This is a genomic window from Nocardiopsis sp. NPDC006139 (assembly GCF_040614155.1).
GTDB lineage: Bacteria > Actinomycetota > Actinomycetes > Streptosporangiales > Streptosporangiaceae > Nocardiopsis > Nocardiopsis changdeensis.
In genome coordinates, this window is record NZ_JBEXTT010000002.1 from 221,109 (window position 1) to 245,704 (window position 24,596).

Here is a 24,596-nt window from a genome sequence, read left to right on the forward strand (position 1 = left end):
CCCGGCCCCCGTCCCCCGGCGGACGACGCCGGGTCCGGCGGTGCGCCGCGGCGGTACCCGGCAGGGCACCCGGCCCAGGGCCCGACACGACACAAGGCGGGCGAATCCACCGTTCCGCCCTCTTCCGGCGGTACCGTTCCCCGACAGAGGGGCAGGTGAGCCGCCGTGTCGTACCAGCACACACCACCGACCGCGCCCCGCGAGCCCGCGACACGGCTCACCAAGGGCATCCGGACCCGTCCCGGGACCCGGCGCGGACCCCACCCGACGGGGTGCTCCCGCACGGTGATCCCGGCGGTTCCGCCGATCCGATCCGAACACAAGGTGGCAGACCGTGAAACGGCGTGAACAGAGCCAGACCGAACAGCTCAGGCAGGCCCTGGCCGAACGCGAGGCCCAGCTCCAGGAGGCCCGCGCCCGCCTTGCGGCGCTGGAGGACTCCACGTCGCTGCAGGTGGGGCGCGCGCTCACCGCCGCGGCCAAGAAGCCCGGCCGTTCCCTGGTCCGCCTCCCGCGCGACCTCTACCGCCTGTGGCGGCGCAGCGGCACCACCCGCCACTCCCAGCAGCAGCGGCGCCCCGGCGCAGAGCCGGTGCGCTCCTTCGACGCCGACCGCCAGGAGGCCCGCCTGCTGGCCGGGGCCGCCGGCGGGGCCTCCGACCTGCTCATCGCCGCCACCGCCCTGGGGCCGCAGGTCCAGCGCGCCCTGGACCCCTACATCCGCTCGATCCCGCTGCGCCCCCACGACGCGCAGATCGTCATGGACGGCGTCGACGTCGACCTCGTCCTGGTCTCCGCCTCCGCCGCGGCACCCGGCTCGCCGTGGGCGCACGTGGGCGACCCCGCCGCGGCGGACCGCACCCGCGCGCTGCACTGGGTACTGGAGTCCGCGGCCGCCCGCGGCATCCCCACCCTGCTCCTGGACGACGCGCCCACCGCACCGGGCCTGCGCGCCCTGGGCTTCACCCGCGTCCACCGGGGCGACGCGGGGGTGCCCCTGCACCTGTTCAACCCGGTCGCGGCCGAGCTGGCCGAGGGCCCCGAGACCGTGTTCGTCCGCGACACCCCGGCCGAGCCGGTCCCCGACATCCTCACCGGGCTGGGCGCCGGGGCGGTCGACGCCGACGCCCCCGGCCTGGCCGACGCCCTGCGGGCCGCACGCGTCGCCGTGGTCCCCGCCCGGGGCCCGCGCGCCGAGGCGCTGGGCCGCCGCGCCCAGGCCTGCGGTACCCGGCCCGTCCCGCACGACCCGGTCGCCGAGGAGACCGGCGAGACCGAGGGACTGGCCGTCACCGTGCCCCGGCTGCGCGCCGCCGCGCCCACAGCCTCCGAGCAGCGCACCATGCTCCGCGAGGTCTTCCTCGCCGACGCCACCCCGGTCCGGCTCGCCGAGATCCTCGCCGGGTTGGACTTCCCGCCCGGCACGCCCGGCCCCGAGCTGCCCCTGCGCGGCCGCGCCGTCGCCGTCCTGGCCGACCCGGCGGGGGAGTCCGAGGCCGAGGACCTGGCCGACTCCCTGCTGGCCTCGCGCCTGCGTCCGGCCGAGGTCGTCGTCCCCGACACCGCCGGCCGCCTGCCCGGCGTCCAGCGCCTGCGCTCCGAGGGCGTCACCGTCCGCACGGCCCGGTTCAGCACCCCGGACACCCCCGAGGAGCTGACCCGGGGCGACGACCGCACCGTCCACCTGGGCGGGCTGGGCCCCGAGCGGTGGGCCGTCCTGGCCGACCGCGCCACCGCGCCCTGGGCCCACCTGTGGACCGGTCCGGTGGGTCCGGACCGCCTGGTGGACCTGGTCTGCGCCGTGGAGTGCTCCGACGCCGACGCCGTGGGCACGGTCGCCGCCCCGGCCGCCGCGGCGGGGGACCGCGGCCTCTTCGACCGCCCCACCGGCGAGCAGTACGTCTTCGTCAGCTCCCTGACCCCGGAGCTGGCCCGCACCGCCCTGGTGCGGCGGGGCTGGAACCCGGCGGAGTGGAACCGCCGCGGCACCCGCCTCCTGGCCCTGGGCCCCGACCACGGCCCCGGGACCGACCGGGACGCCAGGGGACCCGCCCACACCGCGGCGGACGCCCCGACCGGCGCCGTCGGATGACCCCCGGCCGCCTCGACCGCCCGGTACGGGCCATCCGCAAGCATCCGAAGGGAAGAACGTGAGCACACCTCCTCCGCGCGCACTCTTGTACGGGGACGTGGACCTGAACATCATCGACGGTTCAGCGATCTGGGCGCAGTCGATGGCGCAGGCCCTGGCCGCCGCCGGATGCGAGGTCACCCTGCTGTTGAAGGCCCCCGTGCGCACCGACCGCCTCATCGCGCCGCTGGCGGGGGCGCCCGGCATCCGCCTGCTGCGCCCCTACGAGGACAAGCTGGTCCCCGACGCCGGGCCGCGCGGCCTCACCCCCGAGCAGGCCGTGTCCCTGCTGGTCTCCCGGCACGAGCGGACCCCGTTCGACCTCGTGGTCGTGCGCGGCAAGCGGCTGGCCGGGCTGGCCGCCCAGGAGGAGTCCCTGGCCGGACGGCTGTGGACCTACCTCACCGACTTCCCGCACGCCGTGGACGGGCTCACCGCCACCGCGGTCGCCGAGCTCACCGAGATCGCCCTGGCCTCCCGGTTCCTGCTCTGCCAGACCGAGGAGCTGCGCGCCTTCCTGGAGTCGTCGGTGCCCGCCGCCTGCGGCCGCTCGGTGCTGTTCCCGCCGGTGGTCGTGGTCCCCGAGGACGCCCGCGCCGACGGGCAGGTGCACGCCCGCGCCCGCCTGGCCTACACCGGCAAGTTCGCCCCGGCCTGGAACACCCTGGAGATGACCGGGCTCCCGGCCGCCCTGGAACGCCGCGGTGTGGACGCCGAGCTGGTGATGATCGGCGACAAGGTCCACGCGGACCCCGCCGACTGGTCCAAGCGCATGCGCAAGGCCCTGGAGAACACCCCGGGCGTGGACTGGCGGGGCGGCATGCCGCGCGCCGACGCGCTGCGCGCCTCCGCCGAGTGCGACTTCGGCCTGTCCTGGCGCGACCCCTCCATGGACGCCAGCCTGGAGCTGTCCACCAAGGTCCTCGAACTGGGCGCGCTGGGCCTGCCGGTGATCCTCAACCGCACCCCCATGCACGAGGCCATGCTGGGCGCCGACTACCCGCTGTTCGCCGGGGCCGACCTGGACTCGGTGGCCGAGGCGGTCGCCCGCGCCTACCACGACCGCTCCGTGTACGCCGACGCGGCCGCCCGCTGCCGGGCCGCCGCCGAGGACCACACGCTGGAGCGCGCCGCCGAGCGCCTGCGCGGCCACCTCGCCGAGGCGCTGCCGCCCGCCCCCGCCGGCGCGGACACCGAGCGCCCGCTCAAGGTGGTCGTGGCCGGGCACGACATGAAGTTCTTCACCCGGCTCGCCGAGTACCTGTCCTCGCTGCCCGGCCTGGACGTGCGCATGGACGAGTGGGAGGGGCTGGGCACCCACGATCAGTACCGGTCCCGGGAGCTGGCCGGATGGGCCGACGTGGTCATCTGCGAGTGGTGCGGGCCCAACGCCCTGTTCTACGCCAAGTGGAAGCGGCCCGACCAGCGGCTCATCGTCCGCCTGCACCGGTTCGAGCTGTACGCGGAGTGGCCGCGCAAGCTCGACATCGACAAGGTCGACGCGGTGGTGTGCGTCAGCCCGCACTACGCCGACCTCACCCGGGAGATCACCGGCTGGCCCGCCGACAAGGTCGTGGTGGTCCCCAACTGGGTCGACGACGAGCAGCTGGCCCGGCCCAAGCTCCCGGGGGCGGAGTACTCCCTGGGCATGATCGGCATCGCGCCCTCCCGCAAGCGGCTGGACCGGGGCCTGGACGTGCTGGCGGAGCTGCGCCGCATGGACCCGCGCTACACGATGTCGGTCAAGACCAAGCAGCCCTGGGACTACTGGTGGATCTGGAACCGCCCGGAGGAGCGCGCCTACTTCGAGCGCGTCTACCGGCGGATCCAGCGCGACGAGAACCTGGCCGGGGCGGTGGTGTTCGACCCGTTCGGCCCCGATGTGGCCACCTGGCTGCGCCGGGTCGGGTTTATGCTCTCCACCAGCGACGACGAGTCGTTCCACCTGGCTCCGGCCGAGTGCGCCGCCTCGGGCGGCGTGCCCGCCCTGCTGCCCTGGCCCGGGTCCGACACCATCTACGACCCGCACTGGATCCACGGCGACGCGGTGGCGATGGCCGAGGCCATCCACGCGACGGTGCGGGAGGGGCGGTTCGCGGCCGAGGCCGAGCGGGCCCGCGCCGAGGTGGTCAAGGCGTACGGCCTGGGCCGGGTCCGGTCGCTGTGGACCGACCTGGTGGTGCGGGGCAAGGTCCCGGTCCCGGCCGGAGCCTGAGCACGCCGTCCGCCGCCGCACGCCACCGCTCCCGGCGGGTCCCGCGGCCCGCGGGACCCGCCGGGAGCGGGCCGTCCGCGGCCGCGGGGCGGGTCATACGGGGCCGGTCATCTTGGACAGGCCGCCGGCCCCGGCGGGCAGGAACAGCGCGAAGGTGGTCGGCCGGGCCTGCACCAGCTCGATCCGGGCGCCCTCGGACTCGGCGATGTGCCGGGCCAGGGCCAGCCCCAGCCCGGTGCCGCCGCCCCCGCTGACCTCCCGTTCGAAGATCCGGCCGGACAGGTGCTCGGGCACGCCCTCGCCCTCGTCGCTGACCTCGATGCGCACCGACTGCCCGGTGTCGATGCGGCGGATCGTCACCGTGCCCGCCCCGTGCTTGTAGGCGTTCTCCACCAGGGTCGCCAGGATCTGGGCCAGGTCGGTGGGCACGGTCATCGCGGTCAGCCCCGGCGACCCGGTCACCAGGAGCTTGCGGTTCTCCTGCTGGAAGACCGGGGCCCACTCGGCCTGGAGGTGGTTGAGGACCGGGTCCAGCTGGACCGCCTCCACCTCCGGGTTCTGGCTCTTGCGGGCCCGGCCCAGCAGGCTCTCGACGGTCTCCACCAGCCGCTCGGTCTGGGCGAGGGCGGCCTCGCCCTCCTCCCGGACCACGTCGGGGTCGTCGGCCTCGGCGACGATCTCCTCCAGGCGCATGGTCAGCGCCGTGAGCGGGGTGCGCAGCTGGTGGGAGGCATCGGTGGCGAAGTGGCGCTCGGTCGCGATCAGCCCGGCGATGCGCTCGGCGCTGCGGTCCAGCACCTCGGCGACCCGGTCGGCCTCCGGGATGCCGTAGCGGTGGCCCCACGGCGTGGTCACCCCCGACCCCAGGCGCTCGGCGGTGGCCGCCAGGTCGACCAGCGGCAGCGTGAGCCTCCGGGCCTGGAACATCGACAGGCCCACCGCCACGCCGATCGCCAGCAGGGACAGCGAGGCGATGCCCAGCCAGGCGCGCACCACGCTCTGCTGGACCACCTCGCCGCTCATCCACACCTCGACCACCGTGCCCCGCCCGGTCGTGGCCGTGGCCCGCAGCAGGGGCGGGGCCTCCGGCGCGTTCGGGTCCAGGGCGGGGTTCCCGGCCGTCACGGTGCTCGAACCGTCCGCCGTCGTGATCCGGATGAACCGTTCGGGGTGGTCCCGGTCGAACTCGGCGAGGTTGATCTCGCCGTGGATCTCCAACATGGTGTCGCTCTCGGCGCCGATCAGCTCGGCCTCGCCCAACAGGGCGCGACTGCTCTCGTCGTGCACCAGCTTGTAGGTGAGCGCACCCAGGGGCAGGCCGAGCAGCATGACGGCGATGACGGTCACCACCAGGGTGGAGAAAACCATCCGCCTGCGCATGTCACCTCATGTTCGTCCGACCGGGAGACGGCCGAGGCGCGTCGGACACACGGTCCGATCAGTCCCGCTCGAAGCGGAAGCCGACGCCCCGGACGGTCGTGATGTACGACGGCTGGTTGGCGTCGTCGCCGAGCTTGCGCCGCAGCCAGGAGATGTGCATGTCGAGGGTCTTGGTCGAGCCCCACCAGTTGGTGTCCCACACCTCGCGCATGATCTGCTCGCGTGTGACGACCTTGCCCGCGTCGCGCACCAGCACGCGCAGCAGGTCGAACTCCTTGGTGGTGAGCTGGAGCTCGCGCTCGCCCAGCCAGGCCCGGCGGGAGTCGTTGTCGATGCGCACGCCGTGGACGACGGGCACCTCCGCCCCGCCCCGGCGCAGCAGCGCGCGCACCCGGGCCAGCAGCTCGGCCAGCCGGAAGGGCTTGGTGACGTAGTCGTCGGCGCCGGCGTCGAGGCCGACCACGGTGTCGACCTCGTCGGCGCGGGCGGTCAGGATGAGGATCGGCGTTCCGTGGCCCTCGGCTCGCAGCCGACGCGCCACTTCGAGCCCGTCCATCTCGGGCAGACCCAGGTCGAGGACCATCAGATCGATGTCCCCCGCACGGGCACGGTCGAGTGTCTCAATGCCGTTGACGGTCACGTCCACCGTGTAGCCCTCGCGTCGGAGTGCGCGCGCGAGAGGCTCGGAGATCGAGACATCGTCTTCGGCCAGCAAAACGCAGGTCATGATGTCGATCGTAGGTCCGGGGTCACGCATTTCCCTATTATGCGCGCCGGATGGCCCAAGGTTGGCCGAAAATACGGTATTCGCATACCGGACAAATAGTTCAGTTGCTCAATTCGTGTGCTTTCTTTGCCCTTGCTTGGTGAAAACCCGGTTCTTGGTGAAGTGGTGTGCGTTCGGTGGCCGGTGTGCGCCGTGGGGTCACCGTTTCCCGGAGTCGGCGGTCGTTTCCTGGGGCAAGGGGTGATCCGGAAGGAAAAGCGGCGCCATCCCGGCGGCCCGGGTTCACGGGGAGAACGCGCGGGCCGAAGTCGTGCACGTGTCGCGACGGGGGAATTGTTCACTCTGAGTGACAATATGGTGATGGATGGTTATCGCCGTCCGTCGTCCCATTCCAGCAGGATCATCCGCCCCGCGCCGGCGACCGGTGCCCGGGGAGCCGAGGAGCATTCCGATGACCCGAGCAGGCACTCTGCGCGCCGCGGCCGCCGCCGTCGCCCTGGCCCTGCCCCTGACCCTGGCGGCCCCGGCCACCGCCGCACAGGACGCCCGGGAGCCGGCCGGCACGGCCGCCGCGGAGCGCGGCGCCCTCTCCGTCCGCCACTACTACACGACCTGGCGCGACGCCCGCTCCTACTGGTCGGCGGACACCCGCTACGCCACCAGCGGCTGGCTGTGGGCCGGCCGGCACTACTTCTTCTGCCAGACCGAGGGCACCGCCCACTCCGACGGCGAGGGCGCGTTCTCCACCTGGTGGGTGCTCACCGACGACGACACCGGCAACCGCGACGTGTTCGTCAGCGCCACCGCCCTGCGCGTCGCCGAGCCGTGGAAGCCCGTCGAGGGCCTGCCCCGCTGCTGACCCGGGGCACCGGCCCCGGAACGCGGAAGGGCCCCGCCGGACGGATCCGGCGGGGCCCTCGGCTCACGGGGTCAGGCGTCCGGAGCGGTGTCGTCCGCCGGCGCCGCCTTGCGCTTGCGGCCCAGGTACAGGGCCGCGCCGCCCGCACCGGCCGCGACCACGGCCGCCGCGACCAGGCCGAGGACCGCGGTGCCGGTCCTGGGCAGCGAGCCGTTGCCGTTCCCCGGCTTGGGGCTCTGGCTCGCCGGGTCGGAGGGCTTGCCGCTCGGCCCGTCGGTCGGTCCGGCCGTGGGGCCGTCCGTGGGGGAGGGCGACGGGGACGGGGAGGGGGACGGGCTCGGCCCGGTGCCCGGCTCGGGGACGGTCGCCTCCTCGCCCACGATGATGCGGCCGGAACCGCCCTCGGGGTAGGCGGCCTCGGTGATCCGGCCGTCCAGGGTGCCGGTGACCAGGCGCTCCAGAGCACCCTGGTAGGTGGAGCCCACCACGGTGTAGTCCGCCCCGCGGAAGGGGTACAGGTCGCCGCCCCGGGCGGAGAAGTCGTTGGTCACCACGGTGACCGGGTCGCCGTCCACGACCTCGCCGTCCTCCACGATCACCGTTCCGTCGTGCAGGATCACGTTGCGGACCCGCTCGCCCGGTGTCGTGATGGTGCCGTCCGCCGCCGCCACCTGGGCGGTCCGCTCCGGGTCGTAGGCGAAGTTCACGCCCGCCACCTGCATGAAGGCGCCGCTGGCCGTCGGGGCGGCGGCCACGCCCTGCTCCAGCAGCTCCTTGATCTGGGAGCGCGGGAGGTCGGGCACCACGGCCACCTGGTTGGCGAACGGGGCGATGGCGTAGGTGTCCAGCGCGGTCAGCGGCCCGGCCGGGATCACCGAGGCGTTGCGGATGCCGCCGCCGTTCTGGATGCCGATCTGCGGCTCGGGCACCCCGTACTGCGCGGCGTTGCGGACGCCGGTGTCCAGCAGCCCGTCGGCCACCAGGTTCCCCAGGTTGGTCTCCTGGGTCCGGACGCCCGGGTTCTGGACGCCGTTGAGGTCCACCTCGCTCTGGGCGACCACGGTCTCGGCCAGCTCGGCCACGTGGTCGGAGACCGGCTTGGTGACCTGCGCCTCGACCTCGGGGTGCGGGGCGACCGCGTCGTCGCCGGTGCCCGAGACGCGGACGGCGCCGGAGCGGTCCGACACCGACGTCACGTTGCCCTCGGCGTCGAAGTTCAGGACCAGCAGGCCCACGTACTTGTAGTTGGAGCCCGCGGTGACGATCGGCACGGTCTCGCCGTCCGGGTTCGTGGCGAGCAGCGGGTAGGACAGCGGCTGCCCGGTGTCCGGGTGGACGGTGACCTCGTCACCGGGGACCAGGGCGTCGTCCGCGTTGGCCATGACCTCGTGGCCGCCGCCCGAGACGATCGCGTCGATCCCGGTCAGCTCCCGGGCGACCCGCTCCTCGTAGGTGATGTTCTGCAGGTGCGAGATCATGATGATCTTGTCCACGCCCGCCGCGTCGAGGCGGTCGACCTCGGCCTGGACCGGGGCGACGAGGTCCTCGACCACCACGCCGCGCGGGCTGGTGATGGTGGCCAGCGGCGGGTACAGCGCACCGACGATGCCGACCTGCTCCCCGCCCGTCTCGACGACGGTGCTGGGCGCGATCCGCCCGGCCTCCTCCAGGGCGGCCAGCGACGGCTCCTTGGAGACGTCCACGTTGGCGGCCACCACCGGGACGTCCGGCAGCTGCTCGATGAACTCGGCGTACACGTCCGGGCCGAAGTCGAACTCGTGGTTGCCCATGGAGACCGCGTCGTAGCCCGCGTACCGCGCGGCCACCGCGTCGTAGAACGGGGCGCCGTCCTCGCGGGAGGCGGCGAACTCCGGGCCGGGCAGGTACATGTCGCCGGAGTTGACGGTCACCACACCGCGGTCCTCGGCCTCGTCCGCACCGGCCAGGGCCCCCGACTCCTCCGCCGCGCGCAGCTCGTTGACGAGGGTGGTGAACCGGGCGGCGCCGCCGAAGTCCTCCTGTCCGGAGGCGGCCAGCAGCTGAGACTCCGGGTCGTTGGCGTGCAGGAGCGACAGCGTGAACGCGGTGTCGCCCGCGGGCTCCATCGGGGCGGCTCCCGCCGCGGGGGCCAACGGCACCGTGAAAGCGCCGGTCAGCATCAGTGCGGCCGAGGCGCGCACGAGTCTGGACATGGGTTCCGTGCTCCTTCGTGGGGGATCGGGGGATCGTCGTGATGTGCCGCTCGGGGTGGAAGCGGGCCCAGAGACGCAACCCTAGATGTGATCGCTCCGGGGGTCATGGGCCCCAGGGTTACGATTTGTAGAATCTGTCGGACTGAAGCAGATTTTTCGACCCGTCCGTATCACCGGGTCCTGCACCTCGTCCCACCCCCGGCCCCTACCATGAGGGGTGCCGGTGACCCCGAAACCCCTTGGAGGACGGTCGTGGCTCCCCCTGGCAAGGACCCCTACGAGCCCGAGCATGGGGGCCTTCCCGACTTCGAGGCGAGCTTCGCCGCCCTGCGCCCGGACGCGCCCCTGCCCCGGCGGGTGGCGGTCGTGCGCATCCTCATGTTCATCGGCGGGGCCTGCGGCATCGCGATGGCGCTGCTCTTCCTCCAGGGTCTGGTCCTGCCCCAGGAGCAGATGGAGGAGGCGCTGGCCGTCCAGGCCGAGGCGCTCGCCCAGCAGGGCGTGCGACTGGAGCTGGGTGTGGAGGCCATGCGGGCCATGATCCTCGTCCTGGCCCTCGTCACCGGCGTCTACGGGGTGCTGTCCACCCTGCTGGCCGCCCGCATCAGGCGGCGCACGGTCGGCGTCTTCTGGGGCGTGGTGCTCTTCCACGGCGCCGCGGGGGCGCTGCTCGCCTGGAACCTGTTCGCCGGCGCCTGGGAGGCCGTCGTGCCGCTGGGCTTCGCGGTGTACATGATCGCCGTCATGTTCGGGCGCGACGCCCGCGCCCACTACGGCCTGCTCTGACCGAAGAGGCGCAGCCCCTGCCGGGGCGGCTCCGGCGGGCGCACCGCCACCTCCGTCCAGGACCGCTCCAGCAGCTCGCGCACCGTCGCCGCACCGTCCAGGGCCAGCACCCCGCGCAGCAGCCCGCCCGCGTCCGGCCGCTCCCCGGGGTCCTTGGCCACGGCCGCCTCGACCACCTTCTTCAGCCCCGGCGGCAGGTACTCCAGGTCGGGCTCCTCGAACAGCACCCGCCGGGCCATCTCCCTGGCGTCGGCCCGGCCGAACGGGTCGTGGCCCAGCGCGGCGAACGCCACCGTCGCCCCCCACAGGAACACGTCCGAGCCCTGCGTGGTGGGCTGGCGGGAGTACTGCTCGGGGCTGATCCACCCGGGGGTGCCCAGCTTGTCCACCCAGGCGGCGACCCGCCGGTCGGGCAGGGTCTCGGGCGAGGGCAGCCCGAGGTCGCGGTAGGCGCGGCGCATCCGCCGCAGCCGGATCCACTTGGTGGGGTCGGGGTCCTCCACCGGGTGCGCGATCCCGAAGTCCACCAGCTTGGGGCCCTTCGCCGACAGCACCACGTTGCTCGGCTTGAGGTCCCGGTGGACCACCCCGGCGGCGTGGATGGCGCGCAGGGCCTCGGCGGTGCCCGCGGCGACCCCGAGCAGCATCCCCTTCTTCAGCCGGCCGAACCGCTCCACGTGGTGGCGCAGCGTCGGGCCGGGCACGTACTCGGTGATCATCCACGGCAGGTCGGCCTGCACGTCGGCGCGCACGAACCGCGCCACCGAGGGGCTGTTCACCCGCGCCAGCAGCCGCGCCTCCAGGGCGAACCGGTCCCGGAACCGGTGGTCGGACGCCTGCTCGGGGTGGATCACCTTGACCGCCATGTAGCCGCCGCTCCCGGGGGAGGCCGCGGCGTAGACGGTGCCCATGCCCCCGGAGCCGACCCGGCCCACGATCCGGTGGCCGCCGACCTCCTCCGGGTCGCCGGGTTCCAGGGGGTGGAGCCTGCGGATGCCGCGCGCCTTCATGGGGACTCCGATCACGGGGGACGTGGCGGGAGTCTATCCGCGGGGCCCCGTCCGAAACCGGGACCGCGGACCGCCCGTTCGATATAAAGGAGGACGGAATCCCCCTTCCCCCAGAGGAACCGCTTGGACGTCACACTCGCCGACGGTCGCACGATCCCCCTGAGCCGCGGGCTGGCCGAGGCGGTGCTGGGAGCCTCCCCGCTGCCGGACGCCCCGCACGTGTGGTCGCCGGTGTACCTGGGGGCGCCCGGCAACGCGGCGCTCATCGACCTGGGCCTCGCGGAGCGCACCCGCCAGGGGTTCCTGGGGCTGACCCCCCTCGGCCACGAGGTCCGCGCGCGCCTCCAGGACCCGCGCCCGGAACGGGTGACCCTGGACCCCGGGCTGTCGGGCGACCGCAAACAGGCACTGCTGGTGGCGCTGGCCGACCCCGGAGCGGGGCCCGGACCCCGGGGGAGGCGCTGGACCGCCCCGCGGGTGGTCTACGCGGCGGCCATCGCATTCCTGGCCGTTCTGCTCCCTTCGGCGGATCCGCCCCTTATCGCGTACATCCCCGTGGCCGCGGTCCTGCTCGCCGTCATCACGGTCTCCTCGCACCTGGCCGACCGGGAACGCGAGCGCCGCGATCCCCGTCGTGTCCTGGAGTCCCTGGCCGACCACTACGTCCTCCAGGAGCAGGTGGAGGGGGAGTACCGGGTGCTGCTGGAGCGCACCCGCGCCGCCGTGGACGCCGTCCTGGAGTCGGCGCCGCACCGCGAAGGGCTGCTCCTCGACACCGTTCGCAACCGGGTGGTGCTGGCCGAGACCGAGTGGACCATCGCCCGCGGCCTGGCCCGCCTGTCCGGCGAGGCGGCCCGCGCCGACGGCACCCCGATCGCGGGCGAGCGCTCCCGGGCCGCGGCCGAGCGGGCCCGCGCCGCCCTGGCCGAGGAGCGCGGCCACCTCGAAAGGCGGATCGGGCTCCTGGAGGAGTACGCGGCGGGTGTGCGCTCCTTCGAGGCCGAACGCGCCGACGCCGCCTCGGCGCGCGAGTTCGACGCGATCACCGACCGGGTCCTGGAGTCCGGCGCCGCCCACGGCCTCCACGACGAGGCGCTGGCCTCCCTGGTCCGCGCCCAGGAACTCGCCCTGCGCCTGTCCGACCTCACCGGCCCCGAACGGCCCCGCCCCTGACCGCGGCGGCACCCGCCCCGGCCCGGGGGTCGGGAGGCGTTCCCGAACGTCGGCGGGGTCTGGCAGGCTCGGGGGAGGAGAGGAGGCCGCCGTGAAACCCGCCCGTTTCGTCGACGCCGCCCTGTGGTTCCCCGAGGCCGTGGAGACCGAGCCCTTCGGTCCCGGCATCCTCGTCCACAAGGTGTGCGACCGGATGTTCACCCTGCTGTGGGAGGGGGAGGACCCCCGTGTCAACCTCAAGTGCGACCCCCTGCACGCCCTGGAGCTGCGCGACCGCTTCCCCGGCGTCACGCCCGGCTACCACATGAACAAGGACCACTGGAACACCGTCACCCTGGACGGCACCGTCCCCGAGGACGAGATCCTGGAGATGCTGCGCGACTCCTACGTGCTGGTCGCCCGCGGGCTGCGCAGGGCCGACCGGGAGCGCGTGCTGGCCGCGCTCGGCGACGGCCTGCCCGAGGCCGGCTGACGGAGAGGAACCCGGGTGCCCGAGGAGAAGCGCGCCCCCGCCGTCGTCCAGGGCGTCCTGGAGCGCATCACCTACGCCAACGAGGAGACCGGCTACACCGTCGCCCGCGTCGACACCGGGCGCGGCTCCGCCGACCTGCTCACCGTGGTCGGCGCCCTCATGGGCGTGCAGCCGGGCGAGGCCCTGCGCATGCACGGCCGGTGGGGCTCCCACCCCCAGTACGGCCGCCAGTTCCACGTGGACGACTACACCACCGTGCTCCCCGCCACCGTCCAGGGCATCCGCCGCTACCTGGGCTCGGGCCTGATCAAGGGCATCGGCCCCAAGATGGCCGAGCGCATCGTCGGGCACTTCGGGACCGACGCCCTCGACGTCATCGAGCAGGAGCCCGGGCGCCTCATCGAGGTGCCCGGACTGGGCCCGAAGCGGACGAGGCTCATCGCCGAGGCGTGGGAGGAGCAGAAGGCCATCAAGGAGGTCATGGTCTTCCTCCAGGGCGTCCAGGTCAGCACCTCGCTCGCGGTGCGCATCTTCAAGAAGTACGGCGAGGCCTCCATCGAGGTCGTCCAGAAGGAGCCCTACCGCCTGGCGACCGACGTGTGGGGCATCGGCTTCAAGACCGCCGACACCATCGCGCAGGCCGTCGGCATCCCCCACGACAGCCCCCAGCGCGTCATGGCGGGCATCCAGTTCACCCTCTCGGAGTCCACCGGCGACGGGCACTGCCACCTGCCGGAGGAGAAGCTCATCTCCGCCGCCGTCAAGATCCTGGGCGTCGACTCCGGCCTGGTCATCGAGTGCCTGTCCCGGCTGGTGGAGGAGGAGGGCGTGGTCCGGGAGGAGGTCCCCGGCCCCGACGGCGGGCCGGTGCGGGCGATCCACCTGGTGCCCTTCCACCGCGCCGAGGTCGGCGCCGCCGCCGGACTGCTCACCCTGCTGAACCACCCGCACGACCGCATGCCCGCCTTCGCGGACGTGGACTGGGACGTCGCCCTGGACTGGCTGCACAGGCGCACCGGAACCGAGCTCGCCGAGGAGCAGCGCGCCGCCGTGATCCAGGCGCTCACCCGCAAGGTCGGCGTCCTCACCGGAGGCCCCGGCTGCGGCAAGTCCTTCACGGTCGCCTCCATCGTCACCCTCGCCGCCGTCAAGGGCGCCAAGGTGGTGCTGGCCGCCCCCACGGGCCGGGCGGCCAAGCGCCTCACCGAGCTGACCGGGCACGAGGCCGCCACCGTCCACCGCCTGCTGGAGCTGCGCCCGGGCGGCGACGCCTCCTACGACCGCGACAACCCCCTGGACTGCGACCTGCTCGTGGTGGACGAGGCGTCGATGCTGGACCTCATCCTCGCCAACAAGCTCATCAAGGCCGTCCCGCCCGGCGCCCACCTGGTGCTGGTGGGCGACGTCGACCAGCTGCCCTCGGTGGGCGCCGGGCAGGTGCTGCGCGACCTGCTCGCCGAGGACTCGCCCCTCCCCAGCGTCCGCCTCACCCGGGTGTTCCGGCAGGCGCAGCAGTCCGGGGTGGTCACCAACGCCCACCGGATCAACCGCGGCGAGCCCCTGCTCTTCGAGGGCATGCGCGACTTCTTCCTCTTCCCCTGCGAGGAGTCCGAGGACGCCGCGGCCATGGCCGTCGACGTGGTCGCCCGCCGCATACCGCGCACCTTCGGCCTGGACCCGCGCCGCGACGTGCAGGTCCTCACCCCCATGAAGGGCGGGCCCGCCGGGGCCGGCAACCTCAACACCGCGCTCCAGGAGGCCCTCACACCGGCGGGGGAGGGGGTGCCCGAGCGCCGCTTCGGCGGCCGCGTCTTCCGGGTCGGCGACAAGGTCACCCAGATCCGCAACAACTACGACAAGGGGGCCAACGGCGTCTTCAACGGCACCCTCGGCGTCGTCACCGGCCTGGACCCGGTCGCCCAGGAGCTGACCGTGCGCACCGACGAGGACGAGGAGATCGCCTACGACTTCGCCGAGCTCGACGAGCTCGCCCACGCCTACGCCATCACCGTGCACCGGTCCCAGGGCAGCGAGTACCCGGCCGTGGTGATCCCGGTCACCACCAGCTCGTGGATGATGCTCCAGCGCAACTTGCTCTACACCGCCGTCACCCGCGCCAAACGCCTGGTCGTGCTGGTCGGCTCGCGCCGCGCCCTGGCCCAGGCGGTCCGCAACGCCTCCTCCGGGCGCCGCCACACCGCACTGGCGCACCGGCTGCGCGGATACGCTCAGGGATCGTGGACCGAGACACCCTGATCGTCGTGGGCGCGGCCATCATCCGAGATGGCCGCATCCTGGCCGCCCAGCGCGCCGAACCCGCCGCCCTGCGCGGCCGCTGGGAGTTCCCCGGCGGCAAGGTCGACCCCGGCGAGAGCCCGGCCGACGCCCTGGTGCGCGAGTGCCGGGAGGAGCTGGGGGTCACGGTCCGAGCCCGGGAGGCGGTCGGCGCCGACGTCCCCTTCCCGGCGACCCCGGGGCGCACCAGGCCCGCCGTGCTGCGGCTGCTGCGCGCCGACCTCGTCGAGGGCGAGCCCCGGGCCCTGGAGCACCTGTCCCTGCGCTGGCTCGCCGCCGCCGACCTGGACGGCCTCGACTGGCTCCCGGCGGACGTGCCGTTCCTGGGGACGATCGGGGACCTGCTCGCCCCCCGCGACACACCCCGCGGCGAACCTCCGTCCGCCGCCGGGTGAACTCTCGGCGTCCGCGGGATGATTCGGCCCCGCGCCGCCGTTGACCCTGTGGGCGTGAGTCGGGGTGACCTGTGCGTTTCCCGACCAGCCCCCCATGACCGCATAAACTGGCAACGGGCCGTGGCATCCTGCGGTCTCTACCCGGTATCAGGAGATCGAGACTTTTCCATGTCCACCGTCACGCCCGTCCAGGGCTCCGCCCGCCGTAGCGACCTTCGCAACGTCGCCATCGTGGCCCACGTCGACCACGGTAAGACGACCCTCGTGGACGCCATGCTCTGGCAGTCCGGTGTCTTCCGCGAGAACCAGGACGTGGACGACCGCGTGATGGACTCCAACGACCTGGAGCGCGAGAAGGGCATCACCATTCTCGCCAAGAACACGGCCGTCCACTACACCACGCCCGAGGGCGAGGACGTGGTCATCAACATCATCGACACCCCGGGCCACGCCGACTTCGGCGGCGAGGTCGAGCGCGGCCTGTCGATGGTCGACGGCGTGGTCCTGCTCGTGGACGCCAGCGAGGGCCCGCTCCCGCAGACCCGCTTCGTGCTCCGCAAGGCCCTCAAGGCCAAGCTCCCCGTCATCCTCGTCATCAACAAGGTGGACCGGCCCGACAGCCGCATCGCCGAGGTCGTGGACGACACCTACGAGCTGTTCATGGACCTGGACGCCGACGAGTCCCAGATCGAGTTCCCGATCGTCTACGCCTGCGCCCGCGACGGCAAGGCCTCCCTGGAGCGCCCGGCCAACGGCACCGTTCCGGACAACGACAACCTGGTGCCGCTGTTCTCCACCATCCTGGACACCATCCCGGCGCCCGAGTACGTCCCGGACGCGCCGCTCCAGGCCCACGTCACCAACCTCGACGCCTCCCCGTTCCTGGGCCGCCTGGCGCTGTGCCGCGTCCAGCAGGGCGAACTGCGCAAGGGCCAGCAGGTCGCGTGGATCCGCACCGACGGCACCACCCAGCAGGTCAAGATCACCGAGCTGCTCATGACCGACGGCCTGGAGCGCAAGCCCGCCGAGAAGGCCGGCCCCGGCGACATCGTCGCCATCGCGGGCATCGAGGACATCATGATCGGCGAGACCCTCGCCGACCTGGAGAACCCGGTCCCGCTGCCGCTCATCACGGTGGACGAGCCGGCCATCTCCATGACCATCGGCACCAACACCTCGCCGCTGGTCGGCAAGGTCAAGGGCGCCAAGGTCACCGCCCGCCTGGTCAAGGACCGCCTTGACAAGGAACTGGTCGGCAACGTCTCCCTGCGCGTGCTGCCCACCGAGCGCCCCGACGCCTGGGAGGTGCAGGGCCGCGGCGAGCTGGCGCTGGCCATCCTCGTCGAGCAGATGCGCCGCGAGGGCTACGAGCTGACCGTCGGCAAGCCGCAGGTGGTCACCAAGGTCATCGACGGCAAGGTCCACGAGCCGGTGGAGCGCCTGACCGTGGACGCCCCCGAGGAGTACATGGGCGCCATCACCCAGCTCCTCAGCGTCCGCAAGGGCCGCATGGAGAACATGGTCAACCACGGCACCGGCTGGGTGCGCATGGACTGGCTGGTGCCCTCCCGCGGCCTCATCGGCTTCCGCACCGAGTTCCTCACCGAGACCCGCGGCACCGGTATCGCCCACCACGTGTTCGAGAAGTTCGAGCCGTGGTTCGGCGAGCTGCGCACCCGCCCCAACGGCTCCCTGGTGGCCGACCGGGCCGGCGCCGCCGTGGCGTTCGCGATGTTCAACCTCCAGGAGCGCGGCACGCTGTTCGTCGAGCCGGGCACCGAGGTGTACGAGGGCATGATCGTCGGCGAGAACGCCCGCGCCGACGACATGGACGTCAACATCACCAAGGAGAAGAAGCTCACCAACATGCGCTCGGCCACGGGCGACGAGCTGGTGCGCCTGGTGCCGCCGCGCAAGCTGTCCCTGGAGCAGGCCCTGGAGTTCTGCCGCGAGGACGAGTGCGTGGAGGTCACCCCCGAGCACGTGCGCATCCGCAAGGTCATCCTGGACCAGAAGGAGCGCGGGCGCATCACCGCCAACAAGAAGCGCCATCAGCAGTAGCCGCGGCCTTCCGGGGGCTCCTCCCCGACGGGTGGGCGGGTCGCGTCGCGGCCCGCCCACCGGCGTTTTCCGGCCAGGTCACACGGGTAGACCGCTATGACATGAAGACCGATCCCTCGTGTCCCAGGTGCGGGCGCGCGGTCCGGCCTCCGGGGTTGTGGACCAGCGCGTGGCAGTGCGACGCACACGGCCCGGTCACACCTCTGCAACCGGTCCGCCAGCCCGGCCCCGCCGTCCTGGAGGCCCTCCTGCCCCAGGCCCGCGTCCCGGTGTGGATCCCCTGGCCGCTGCCCACCGGGTGGGTGGTCACCGGGTTCGCCGAGGCGGGCGACGACCGCAGCGGGGCGCTGGCGACCGCCGTGGCCCTGTCCGGACCCGACCCGCTGGGCGGCGTCGGCGAGGCCGTCGTCGTCGCGGAGGCCCCCGGGATCGGCCTGGGCGCCCGCCTGGCCGGCCTGGAGGGGCCCGACGCCGGCGACGGGTTCGACACCCGGGCGCCCGACGCCAAGGTGCGCTTCGAGGGCCACGAGATCCCGCTGTGGAACCTCGACCTGGGCCGCGAGCGCGCCGGCTACACCGGGGAGGCGCTCTCCCAGTGGCTGTGGGTGGTGTTCGCCACCGCCGACACCGCCCTGCTGATGTGCGAGATCGGCTCCCTGCGGGACCTGCGCGACATCAAGGACGGCGGGGTCGCGCTGGAGCCGCCCTTCGGCGCGCCCAGCCCGTTCCTGGCGTCGGCGCTGGCGCCCCGCTCCGCCTGAGCGGGGCGGCCCCGGCCGCCGGACCGGTGCCCGGCCGGCCCGGCGCGGTGGCCCGATCCGGGCCGGGGCTTAGTACGATCAGCCGGTGACACGTATCGACCTGCACTCCCACAGTTCCGTCTCCGACGGCGGCGATGCTCCGGAGGAGGTCATCGGGTACGCCGTCGCCGCGGGCCTGGACGTCCTCGCCCTCACCGACCACGACACCGTCGGCGGCGTCGAGGCGGCCGCCGCCGTCCTGCCGCCCGGCTTCACCCTGGTCCCGGGCATGGAGCTGTCCTGCGCCTACCGGGGCTCCAGCGTCCACCTGGTGTCGTACCTGTTCGACCCGGACGACGCCGACCTCAACGAGGAGCTGCGCCGGGTCCGCTCCGACCGCGCCTCCCGCGCGGAGGAGATGGTCCGCAAGCTCCAGGCGAACGGGGTGGACGTCACCTGGGAACGGGTGCTGGAGATCGCGGGCGCCGGACACGCCGAGTACGCCGACGCCAACACCATCGGCCGCCCCCACCTGGCCCGCGCGATCGTGGAGGCCGGGGCCGCCCGCGACGTACAGGACGCCTTCGACCGGTGGATCGGCTCCGGCGGGCCCGCCTACGCCTCCCGGTACGCCATCGACCCGGTGCGCGCCGTCCGGCTCGTGCGGGCGGCGGGCGGGGTGTGCTCCCTGGCCCACCCGGCCCGGGCCGAGGGCGCCCTCAACGGGTCCGTGCCCCTGGAGCTGGTCGAGCGCATGGCCGCCGCCGGCCTGGGCGGCATCGAGGCCGACCACCCCTCGCACAACAGCGCGCAGACCCGCCACTGGCGCGGTGTCGCCGCCGACCTGGGAGTGGTGGTCACCGGCTCCAGCGACGACCACGGCTCCCTCACCGGGCACCGCCTGGGCGTCCGGACCACCGCGCCGGAGGCGTTCGAGGAGCTGGTGGCGCCGGCCACGGGGGTCCCCCTGATCAGGGGCTGAGGGTGTCGGTTCACCCTGTGGGTTCGGTACGGTACGGACCACCGTGCGCGGGCGCGACAATGGTCGCAGCGCAATCACCCATATCGGACTAAGTGAGAGGTCTGACGCCGTGTTCTGGAAGCGGAAGTCGAAGAAGCAGGACGGCCCGGAGGCCACCGATTCCGCTGCGGAGGCCGCGGTGGACGACACGGCGGAGGACGCCGAAGAGGCCGGGGAGGCCGAGGGGGCGGCCGGAGCCGCGCGGGCCACCGAGGACGGGAAGGCCGACAAGGGCGAGAAGGACGAGAAGTCCGAGAAGGACCGGAAACCCGAGGAGGAGGACACGGAGGCGGAGGCCGACGAGGCCGGCGACGCCGACGCGGACGACGACTCCGAGGACACGGACTCCGAGGACACGGGCTCCCGGGACGACGCCGAGGCGGAGGCCGACCGGGACACCGGCGAGGACTCCGACGACGACTCCGAGGCCGAGGACGACGAGGCCGGGACCTCCGACGACATCTTCGCCGACGACACCGAGGAGGCCGGTGTCACCGGTCCCGACTCCGAGGGCATCACCCGGGTCCGCGCCGCGGTCACCTTCGAGTTCGACGACGAGAAGTTCGAGTACATCGGCAACACCTGGATCGTCCAGGCCGACGACGACGGCGTCATCGTCATCGACCCGGGCCCCGACGCCGAGGCCGTCCTGGAGGCCGTGGGCGAGCGCGAGGTCTACCTCGTGGCCTGCACCAACGCCTACGCCCCGCACATCGAGTCCGCGGTGAAGATCGTCGAGGAGACCGAGGCCCCGGTCGCCCTGCACCCCCGCGAGATGCGCCTGTGGCGCCGTCAGCACGGCGCCGAGCACCGCCCCGACTACGAGGTCGAGGGCGGCGGTTCCATGACCATCGGCGACCTCCAGATCGACGTCGTGGCCCTGCCCGGCACCTCCCCGGGCACCGTCGGCTACTCCATCAGCCAGCTCGGCGTCGTCTTCTCCGGCGACACCCTGCGCAAGGGCGAGCCCGGCATGGTGGGCAACACCTACATCGACTACACGACCCAGCTCGCCTCCATCGGCGAATCGCTGCTGTCGCTGCCCCCGGACACCCGCATCCTGCCCGACCGCGGCCCGGCCACCAACGTGGTCGCCGAGAGCAAGAACTTCGACTCCTGGGTCTGACCCCGCCCGGGGTCCGCACCCGTCCGGACACCACGGCGCCCCGGCCCCCTCGCGGGGACCGGGGCGCCGCGGCGTGCGCGGTCAGCGGCGGCCGACCGACTCCACCTCGTTCCAGAACGCGGTGAACGCGCTGGCCGTGGTCTCGGGGGCCTCCACGTTGGGGGAGTGGCCCGCGCCGGGCACCACGATCCGCCTGGCGTCCAACCGCTTGGCCATGTCCTCCTGGAGGGAGGGCTCCCACGCGTCGTCGTTCTCGCCGTACATCACCAGGGCGGGCAGCCGCAGCGCGGCCAGCTCCTCGACCCGGTCGCGGGCTCCCAGCAGGTCCTCGGCGCAGCGCAGCAGGCCCAGGGCGCTGCTGTGCACCAGCCGGTCGCGCAGGAAGGAGCGGACGCCCTCGTCGGGGGTGCGCTGACGCGCCTCGGCGTCGAACCGCTCCTCCCACAGCTCCTCCAGGCGTTCCCGGGAGGGGTCCATGGACAGCGCGGCGATCAGGGCGCGGGTGCGCATCGCCGCCTGGCCCGGCAGGGCGGCGGGGCCGCTGCACAGCAGCGTCAGCGAGGCCAGGTCGGCCATGCCGCTCAGCGCGGTCTCGCGCACCACCAGGCCGCCGAAGGAGTGGCCCACCAGGTGGACGGGCATCCGCCCGCCGACCTGCTCGACGACCTCGGCGACGACCTCGCCCAGCGAGGCCAGCCGGTAGTCGGGGGCCCGCACGCCGGGCGGCGGGGTGAGGGTCTCCGGGCCCGGCGACCCGTAGGTCCCCGGAAGGTCGATCGCGACCACCTCCCGACCGCCCTGGGCCAGGGTCTGGAGGATCGCGATGAAGTCCTCCTTGCTGCCGGTGTAGCCGTGCACGAGCACGGCGGGCGCCAGCTCGGCGCCCCCGGAGACGGGCAGCGCCCGCAGGGCCGCCACCGGGCCGTAGGACAGGTCGAGGTCGACCCGCCGCACGCCCGGCGGCAGGTCGAGGAACTTAGGTGTACTCACGTCCGGTCACCCTAGACGATGGCGGCCCGCTCCGGGGCGGAGCGGGACCGTGATCTCCCACGTCGGCGCGGCACCGGCCGGTACCGCGCCGCCTGTGCGCCGCGGCCCCCGTCCGGGTGCCGCGGCCGTGCCCTCTCCGGCCCGGCGGGCCGGACCGGTCAGGTGTTCTCGGGGTCGCGGCGGACGGCCGAGCCGCTGCGGGTGCGGCGGCGACGGCGGACCGTGCGGGTGCCCTCGCCCCCCTCGCCCTTGTCGGCCACGGGGGCGGCCGGGGCCGCCGCGGGCGCCTCGGCCCGCTTCTCCGCGCGCTTGTCGGCTGCGGGCGCCTCGGCGCCCGCGGCCACGCTCTCACCGCCGCGGGTGCGCCGGCGCGAGCGCCCGCTCCTGCCGCCGCGGCGGCGGCCCTCGCCGCGCTCCTGGTCGCCCGAGCGGTCCCGGTCGCGGCCGCCGCGGCCGCGCTGGGTGCGGGGCCCGCCGGTGTCACCGATGTCCTCGATCTCCTCGGCCTCCAGGCCGGCGTGCTCGGCGCGCTTGTCGGCGGCCAGCCGCCCCTTGGTGCCCGCGGGGATGTTGAGCGCCTCGAAGAAGTGCTTCGAGGTGGAGTAGGTCTCCTCCGGCTCGGTGAACCCCAGGTCCAGCGCGGCGTTGATGAGCTTCCACCGCGGCATCTCCTGCCAGTCCACGAACGTGACGGCGGTGCCGGTGCGCCCGGCCCGGCCGGTGCGGCCGATCCGGTGCGTGTAGGTCTTCTCGTCCTCGGGCGTCTCGTAGTTGACGACGTGGGTGACGTCGTCCACGTCGAGCCCGCGGGCGGCCACGTCGGTGGCGACCAGGATGTTGATCTTGCCGTTGCGGAAGGCGCGCAGCGCCCGCTCGCGCTGGCTCTGGCCCAGGTCGCCGTGGACGGCCGCGACCGCGAACCCGCGGTCCTTCAGCTCGCCCGCGACCCGGTCGCACGCCCGCTTGGTCTGGCAGAAGACCATGCTCTGCCCGTGGTCCTCCGCCTGGAGGAGACGGGCCAGCATCTCGATCTTGTCCATCTGGTGGGTGCGGAACGCGTGCTGCGCGATCCGGCTGGTGATCGCCGACCCGTCGATCTCGTTGTCGTCGCCGGCCCGCACGTGGGTGGGCCGCCGCAGGTACTTGCGGGACAGGGAGACGATCTCGCTCGGCATGGTCGCCGAGAAGAGCATGACCTGGCGCTCGGCCGGGATCTTGGTGAGGATGCGCTCGATGTCCGGCAGGAAGCCGAGGTCGAGCATCTTGTCGGCCTCGTCCAGGACCACTGCGGCGACCCCGTCCAGCCGCAGGTGCTTCTGGTTCTCCAGGTCGAGCAGGCGGCCCGGGGTGCCGACGACGACGTCGACGCCCTCCTTGAGGCCGTTGATCTGCGGCTCGTAGGAGCGGCCGCCGTAGACGGTCAGGATCCGGGCGCCGCTGCGCTTGCCGGCGGTGGTCAGGTCGGCCGCGACCTGGATGGCCAGCTCACGGGTGGGGACCACGATCAGGGCACGGGGGCTCTTGGAGGTCCCGGGGGCCTCCTGGGCCCGCTGGAGCAGGGGGAGCCCGAAGGCCAGCGTCTTGCCGGTACCGGTCCGGGCCTGTCCGATGATGTCGCTGCCGCCGAGGGCGATCGGCAGGGCCAGCTCCTGGATGGGGAAGGGCTCGATGATCCCCTCGGCCTCCAGGGCGTCGGCGATCTCGGTGCTCACGCCGAGGTCGCGGAAGGTGATGCGGGGCTGTTGTGTCTCGTCTGTGCTGCTCAGGGCTCAGGCCTCCATCTTGGCGGTACACGAACTGCGTGTCCGCGTCGGGATGCGGTCGCGTGCGGCTTCGGGGGCCGCCGCGGAAGGCGCGGCTCGCCGTCCGTTCCGGTCGGAACGGGGCGGCGGCGCTGCCGTCGGATCCGCGGCCCGGGGGCTCCCGGCCGGAGGTCGGATCCATCCGCTCGGCGCGCTCCCGTTCTCCTTCGGGGGCCCGCCGTGGTTCGTCGGGTTCGTCCGCGCGGTCGTCGGTCGCCCTGGGGCGGCCGGATCGCGCGGCGGGGCGCGGCATCCGTGGGACACCGCTGCGTGCGGGAACGTACCCGCGGGTGTGAGAAGGGGTCCGTGTCGGTCCGCACGCGCAGGTCGTCACGGAGAGTCTAGCCGGTGACCCGCCCGGCGGACGTGGCCGCCATCCGTAGCGGGACGGCATGGACCTACCCGTTCCCAGCTGGTGCAACCGTGCCGTTCGGACGTTTAGTCCCCGGTTCGGTGTGAGAACGGCCGGGCGATACCCTGGCGCCCATGACCAAAGGCCCCTCTGTGAACCCCGGTGTGATCGATCTCCTCGGCCTGCTGGCCTACGCCGAGCTGGGTTCCTTCTTCCGTCTCGCCGGTGACGCGGTGCTGGCCCCCACCCTGCGCGGCAAGGGTCGCCTGGCGGCGCTGGCCGCCACGGAGCAGGCCCACTACCAGGTGCTCCGCGACCGCCTGGAGGAGCTGGGGGTCGACCCGGAGGAGGCGATGGCCCCGTTCGTGGAGCCGCTGGACGCCTGGCACGAGCGCACCGAGCCCAAGACCTGGCTGGAGAGCCTGGTCAAGACCTATGTCGCGGACGGGATCGCGGGCGACTTCTACCGCAGGGTGGCCGAACTGGCCGACGACGAGACCCGCACCCTGGTCGAGGGCGTCCTCGCGGAGACCGGCCGCGCCGAGTTCGTCGCCGAGACCGTGCGCGAGGCCCTGGCCGAGGACCCGGTCCTGGCCGGCCGGCTGTCGCTGTGGGCCCGCCGCCTGGTCGGCGAGGCGCTGGGCCAGGCCCAGTCCGTGGCCGTGCGCCGGCCCCGCCTGGCGGCCCTGCTCGCCGAGGGCGTCGACCGGCCGGAGACCGGCGGGGAGGACACCACCGGCCTGGGCGACCTGGCCGCGGTGAGCCGCATGTTCGCCTCCCTCACCGACCGGCACGCGGGCCGCCTGGAGGCCATGGGCCTGAGCGCCTGAACCCCGTCCGCGGGCGCCGTCCGGGGCCGTCCGGCCCGC

Annotated in this window: 19 protein-coding genes; 13 read left to right on the forward strand and 6 right to left on the reverse strand. The window is 73.7% G+C overall.

All coding sequences use genetic code 11. The features are described from left to right. The first annotated feature begins 334 nt into the window (after nucleotides 1-334). Together ABZ249_RS03145 and ABZ249_RS03150 are read left to right on the forward strand one after the other, a co-directional pair. Nucleotides 335-2,092, forward strand: a complete 1,758-nt coding sequence (locus ABZ249_RS03145) for a hypothetical protein (protein WP_355256522.1) — start codon at nucleotides 335-337, stop codon at nucleotides 2,090-2,092. A gap of 58 nt (nucleotides 2,093-2,150) precedes the next feature. Next, entirely contained in the window at nucleotides 2,151-4,346 is a 2,196-nt protein-coding gene (locus tag ABZ249_RS03150; protein ID WP_355256525.1) for a glycosyltransferase, read from the forward strand. 93 nt (nucleotides 4,347-4,439) lie between these two features. Here the strand turns inward: ABZ249_RS03150 and ABZ249_RS03155 are convergent, their stop codons facing one another. Together ABZ249_RS03155 and ABZ249_RS03160 are read right to left on the reverse strand one after the other, a co-directional pair. After that, nucleotides 4,440-5,726, reverse strand: coding sequence for a HAMP domain-containing sensor histidine kinase (locus ABZ249_RS03155; protein WP_220564970.1), 1,287 nt, complete (start codon nucleotides 5,724-5,726; stop codon nucleotides 4,440-4,442). Between the two features lie 58 nt (nucleotides 5,727-5,784). Beyond that, on the reverse strand, nucleotides 5,785-6,453 hold the full coding sequence (locus tag ABZ249_RS03160) for a response regulator transcription factor (RefSeq protein WP_017570862.1): 669 nt from the start codon (nucleotides 6,451-6,453) through the stop codon (nucleotides 5,785-5,787). Between the two features lie 451 nt (nucleotides 6,454-6,904). Here ABZ249_RS03160 and ABZ249_RS03165 point away from each other — a divergent pair, with 451 nt between their 5' ends. Further along, entirely contained in the window at nucleotides 6,905-7,312 is a 408-nt protein-coding gene (locus ABZ249_RS03165; RefSeq protein WP_355256528.1) for a hypothetical protein, read from the forward strand. A 71-nt stretch (nucleotides 7,313-7,383) separates the two neighbouring features. Here ABZ249_RS03165 and ABZ249_RS03170 read toward each other — a convergent pair whose 3' ends face one another. Further along, nucleotides 7,384-9,504 (reverse strand): 5'-nucleotidase C-terminal domain-containing protein, encoded by a 2,121-nt coding sequence (locus ABZ249_RS03170; protein WP_355256531.1) that lies wholly within the window; start codon nucleotides 9,502-9,504, stop codon nucleotides 7,384-7,386. A gap of 252 nt (nucleotides 9,505-9,756) precedes the next feature. Between ABZ249_RS03170 and ABZ249_RS03175 the strand changes: the two genes are divergently transcribed. Continuing rightward, nucleotides 9,757-10,290 carry a hypothetical protein gene (locus ABZ249_RS03175; RefSeq protein ID WP_355256534.1) on the forward strand — a complete coding sequence of 178 codons (534 nt, stop codon included), beginning with the start codon at nucleotides 9,757-9,759 and terminating at the stop codon, nucleotides 10,288-10,290. Here the strand turns inward: ABZ249_RS03175 and ABZ249_RS03180 are convergent. Further along, nucleotides 10,275-11,300 carry a serine/threonine-protein kinase gene (locus ABZ249_RS03180; RefSeq protein ID WP_355256536.1) on the reverse strand — a complete coding sequence of 342 codons (1,026 nt, stop codon included), beginning with the start codon at nucleotides 11,298-11,300 and terminating at the stop codon, nucleotides 10,275-10,277. The genes ABZ249_RS03175 and ABZ249_RS03180 overlap by 16 nt on opposite strands. Before the next feature lie 123 nt (nucleotides 11,301-11,423). On the opposite strand from ABZ249_RS03180, the gene ABZ249_RS03185 reads away from it, so the two are divergent. From ABZ249_RS03185 to ABZ249_RS03220, 8 genes are all read left to right on the forward strand, one after another. Then, complete coding sequence (locus tag ABZ249_RS03185; RefSeq protein WP_355256539.1) at nucleotides 11,424-12,473, forward strand: hypothetical protein; 1,050 nt, start codon at nucleotides 11,424-11,426, stop codon at nucleotides 12,471-12,473. A 91-nt stretch (nucleotides 12,474-12,564) separates the two neighbouring features. Further along, complete coding sequence (locus ABZ249_RS03190; protein WP_355256542.1) at nucleotides 12,565-12,945, forward strand: MmcQ/YjbR family DNA-binding protein; 381 nt, start codon at nucleotides 12,565-12,567, stop codon at nucleotides 12,943-12,945. A 15-nt stretch (nucleotides 12,946-12,960) separates the two neighbouring features. Beyond that, on the forward strand, nucleotides 12,961-15,201 hold the full coding sequence (locus ABZ249_RS03195) for an ATP-dependent RecD-like DNA helicase (protein WP_355256545.1): 2,241 nt from the start codon (nucleotides 12,961-12,963) through the stop codon (nucleotides 15,199-15,201). Continuing rightward, on the forward strand, nucleotides 15,183-15,635 hold the full coding sequence (locus ABZ249_RS03200; protein WP_355256548.1) for a (deoxy)nucleoside triphosphate pyrophosphohydrolase: 453 nt from the start codon (nucleotides 15,183-15,185) through the stop codon (nucleotides 15,633-15,635). The genes ABZ249_RS03195 and ABZ249_RS03200 overlap by 19 nt, the downstream gene beginning before the upstream one ends. 168 nt (nucleotides 15,636-15,803) lie before the next feature. Further along, the gene (gene typA / locus ABZ249_RS03205; RefSeq protein ID WP_355256551.1) at nucleotides 15,804-17,696 is read left to right on the forward strand and encodes a translational GTPase TypA; all 1,893 of its coding nucleotides are present in this window, start codon (nucleotides 15,804-15,806) and stop codon (nucleotides 17,694-17,696) included. Nucleotides 17,697-17,797: 101 nt separating this feature from the next. Then, nucleotides 17,798-18,457: a DUF6758 family protein gene (locus ABZ249_RS03210; RefSeq protein WP_355256554.1), complete on the forward strand. Its 660-nt coding sequence runs from the start codon at nucleotides 17,798-17,800 to the stop codon at nucleotides 18,455-18,457. 85 nt (nucleotides 18,458-18,542) lie between these two features. Continuing rightward, entirely contained in the window at nucleotides 18,543-19,418 is an 876-nt protein-coding gene (locus tag ABZ249_RS03215) for a PHP domain-containing protein (RefSeq protein WP_355256557.1), read from the forward strand. A 109-nt stretch (nucleotides 19,419-19,527) separates the two neighbouring features. Continuing rightward, nucleotides 19,528-20,583 carry an MBL fold metallo-hydrolase gene (locus tag ABZ249_RS03220; RefSeq protein WP_355256560.1) on the forward strand — a complete coding sequence of 352 codons (1,056 nt, stop codon included), beginning with the start codon at nucleotides 19,528-19,530 and terminating at the stop codon, nucleotides 20,581-20,583. Between the two features lie 81 nt (nucleotides 20,584-20,664). On the opposite strand, the gene ABZ249_RS03225 is transcribed toward ABZ249_RS03220, so the two are convergent. Then, on the reverse strand, nucleotides 20,665-21,573 hold the full coding sequence (locus ABZ249_RS03225) for an alpha/beta hydrolase (protein ID WP_355256563.1): 909 nt from the start codon (nucleotides 21,571-21,573) through the stop codon (nucleotides 20,665-20,667). Nucleotides 21,574-21,731: 158 nt separating this feature from the next. Next, nucleotides 21,732-23,285, reverse strand: a complete 1,554-nt coding sequence (locus ABZ249_RS03230; RefSeq protein WP_355256565.1) for a DEAD/DEAH box helicase — start codon at nucleotides 23,283-23,285, stop codon at nucleotides 21,732-21,734. A gap of 576 nt (nucleotides 23,286-23,861) precedes the next feature. Between ABZ249_RS03230 and ABZ249_RS03235 the strand changes: the two genes are divergently transcribed. Beyond that, nucleotides 23,862-24,557 carry a ferritin-like fold-containing protein gene (locus tag ABZ249_RS03235; protein WP_355256568.1) on the forward strand — a complete coding sequence of 232 codons (696 nt, stop codon included), beginning with the start codon at nucleotides 23,862-23,864 and terminating at the stop codon, nucleotides 24,555-24,557. Nucleotides 24,558-24,596: the final 39 nt, after the last annotated feature.

Excerpts from the sequence above, each read along its gene's own strand:
- ABZ249_RS03180 (WP_355256536.1), bottom strand. The coding sequence starts at position 11,300 with ATGAAGGCGCGCGGCATCCGCAGGCTCCACCCCCTGGAACCCGGCGAC.
- ABZ249_RS03235 (WP_355256568.1), top strand. The coding sequence starts at position 23,862 with ATGACCAAAGGCCCCTCTGTGAACCCCGGTGTGATCGATCTCCTCGGC.
- ABZ249_RS03155 (WP_220564970.1), bottom strand. The coding sequence starts at position 5,726 with ATGCGCAGGCGGATGGTTTTCTCCACCCTGGTGGTGACCGTCATCGCC.
- ABZ249_RS03170 (WP_355256531.1), bottom strand. The coding sequence starts at position 9,504 with ATGTCCAGACTCGTGCGCGCCTCGGCCGCACTGATGCTGACCGGCGCT.
- typA (WP_355256551.1), top strand. The coding sequence starts at position 15,804 with ATGTCCACCGTCACGCCCGTCCAGGGCTCCGCCCGCCGTAGCGACCTT.
- ABZ249_RS03210 (WP_355256554.1), top strand. The coding sequence starts at position 17,798 with ATGAAGACCGATCCCTCGTGTCCCAGGTGCGGGCGCGCGGTCCGGCCT.
- ABZ249_RS03165 (WP_355256528.1), top strand. The coding sequence starts at position 6,905 with ATGACCCGAGCAGGCACTCTGCGCGCCGCGGCCGCCGCCGTCGCCCTG.
- ABZ249_RS03160 (WP_017570862.1), bottom strand. The coding sequence starts at position 6,453 with ATGACCTGCGTTTTGCTGGCCGAAGACGATGTCTCGATCTCCGAGCCT.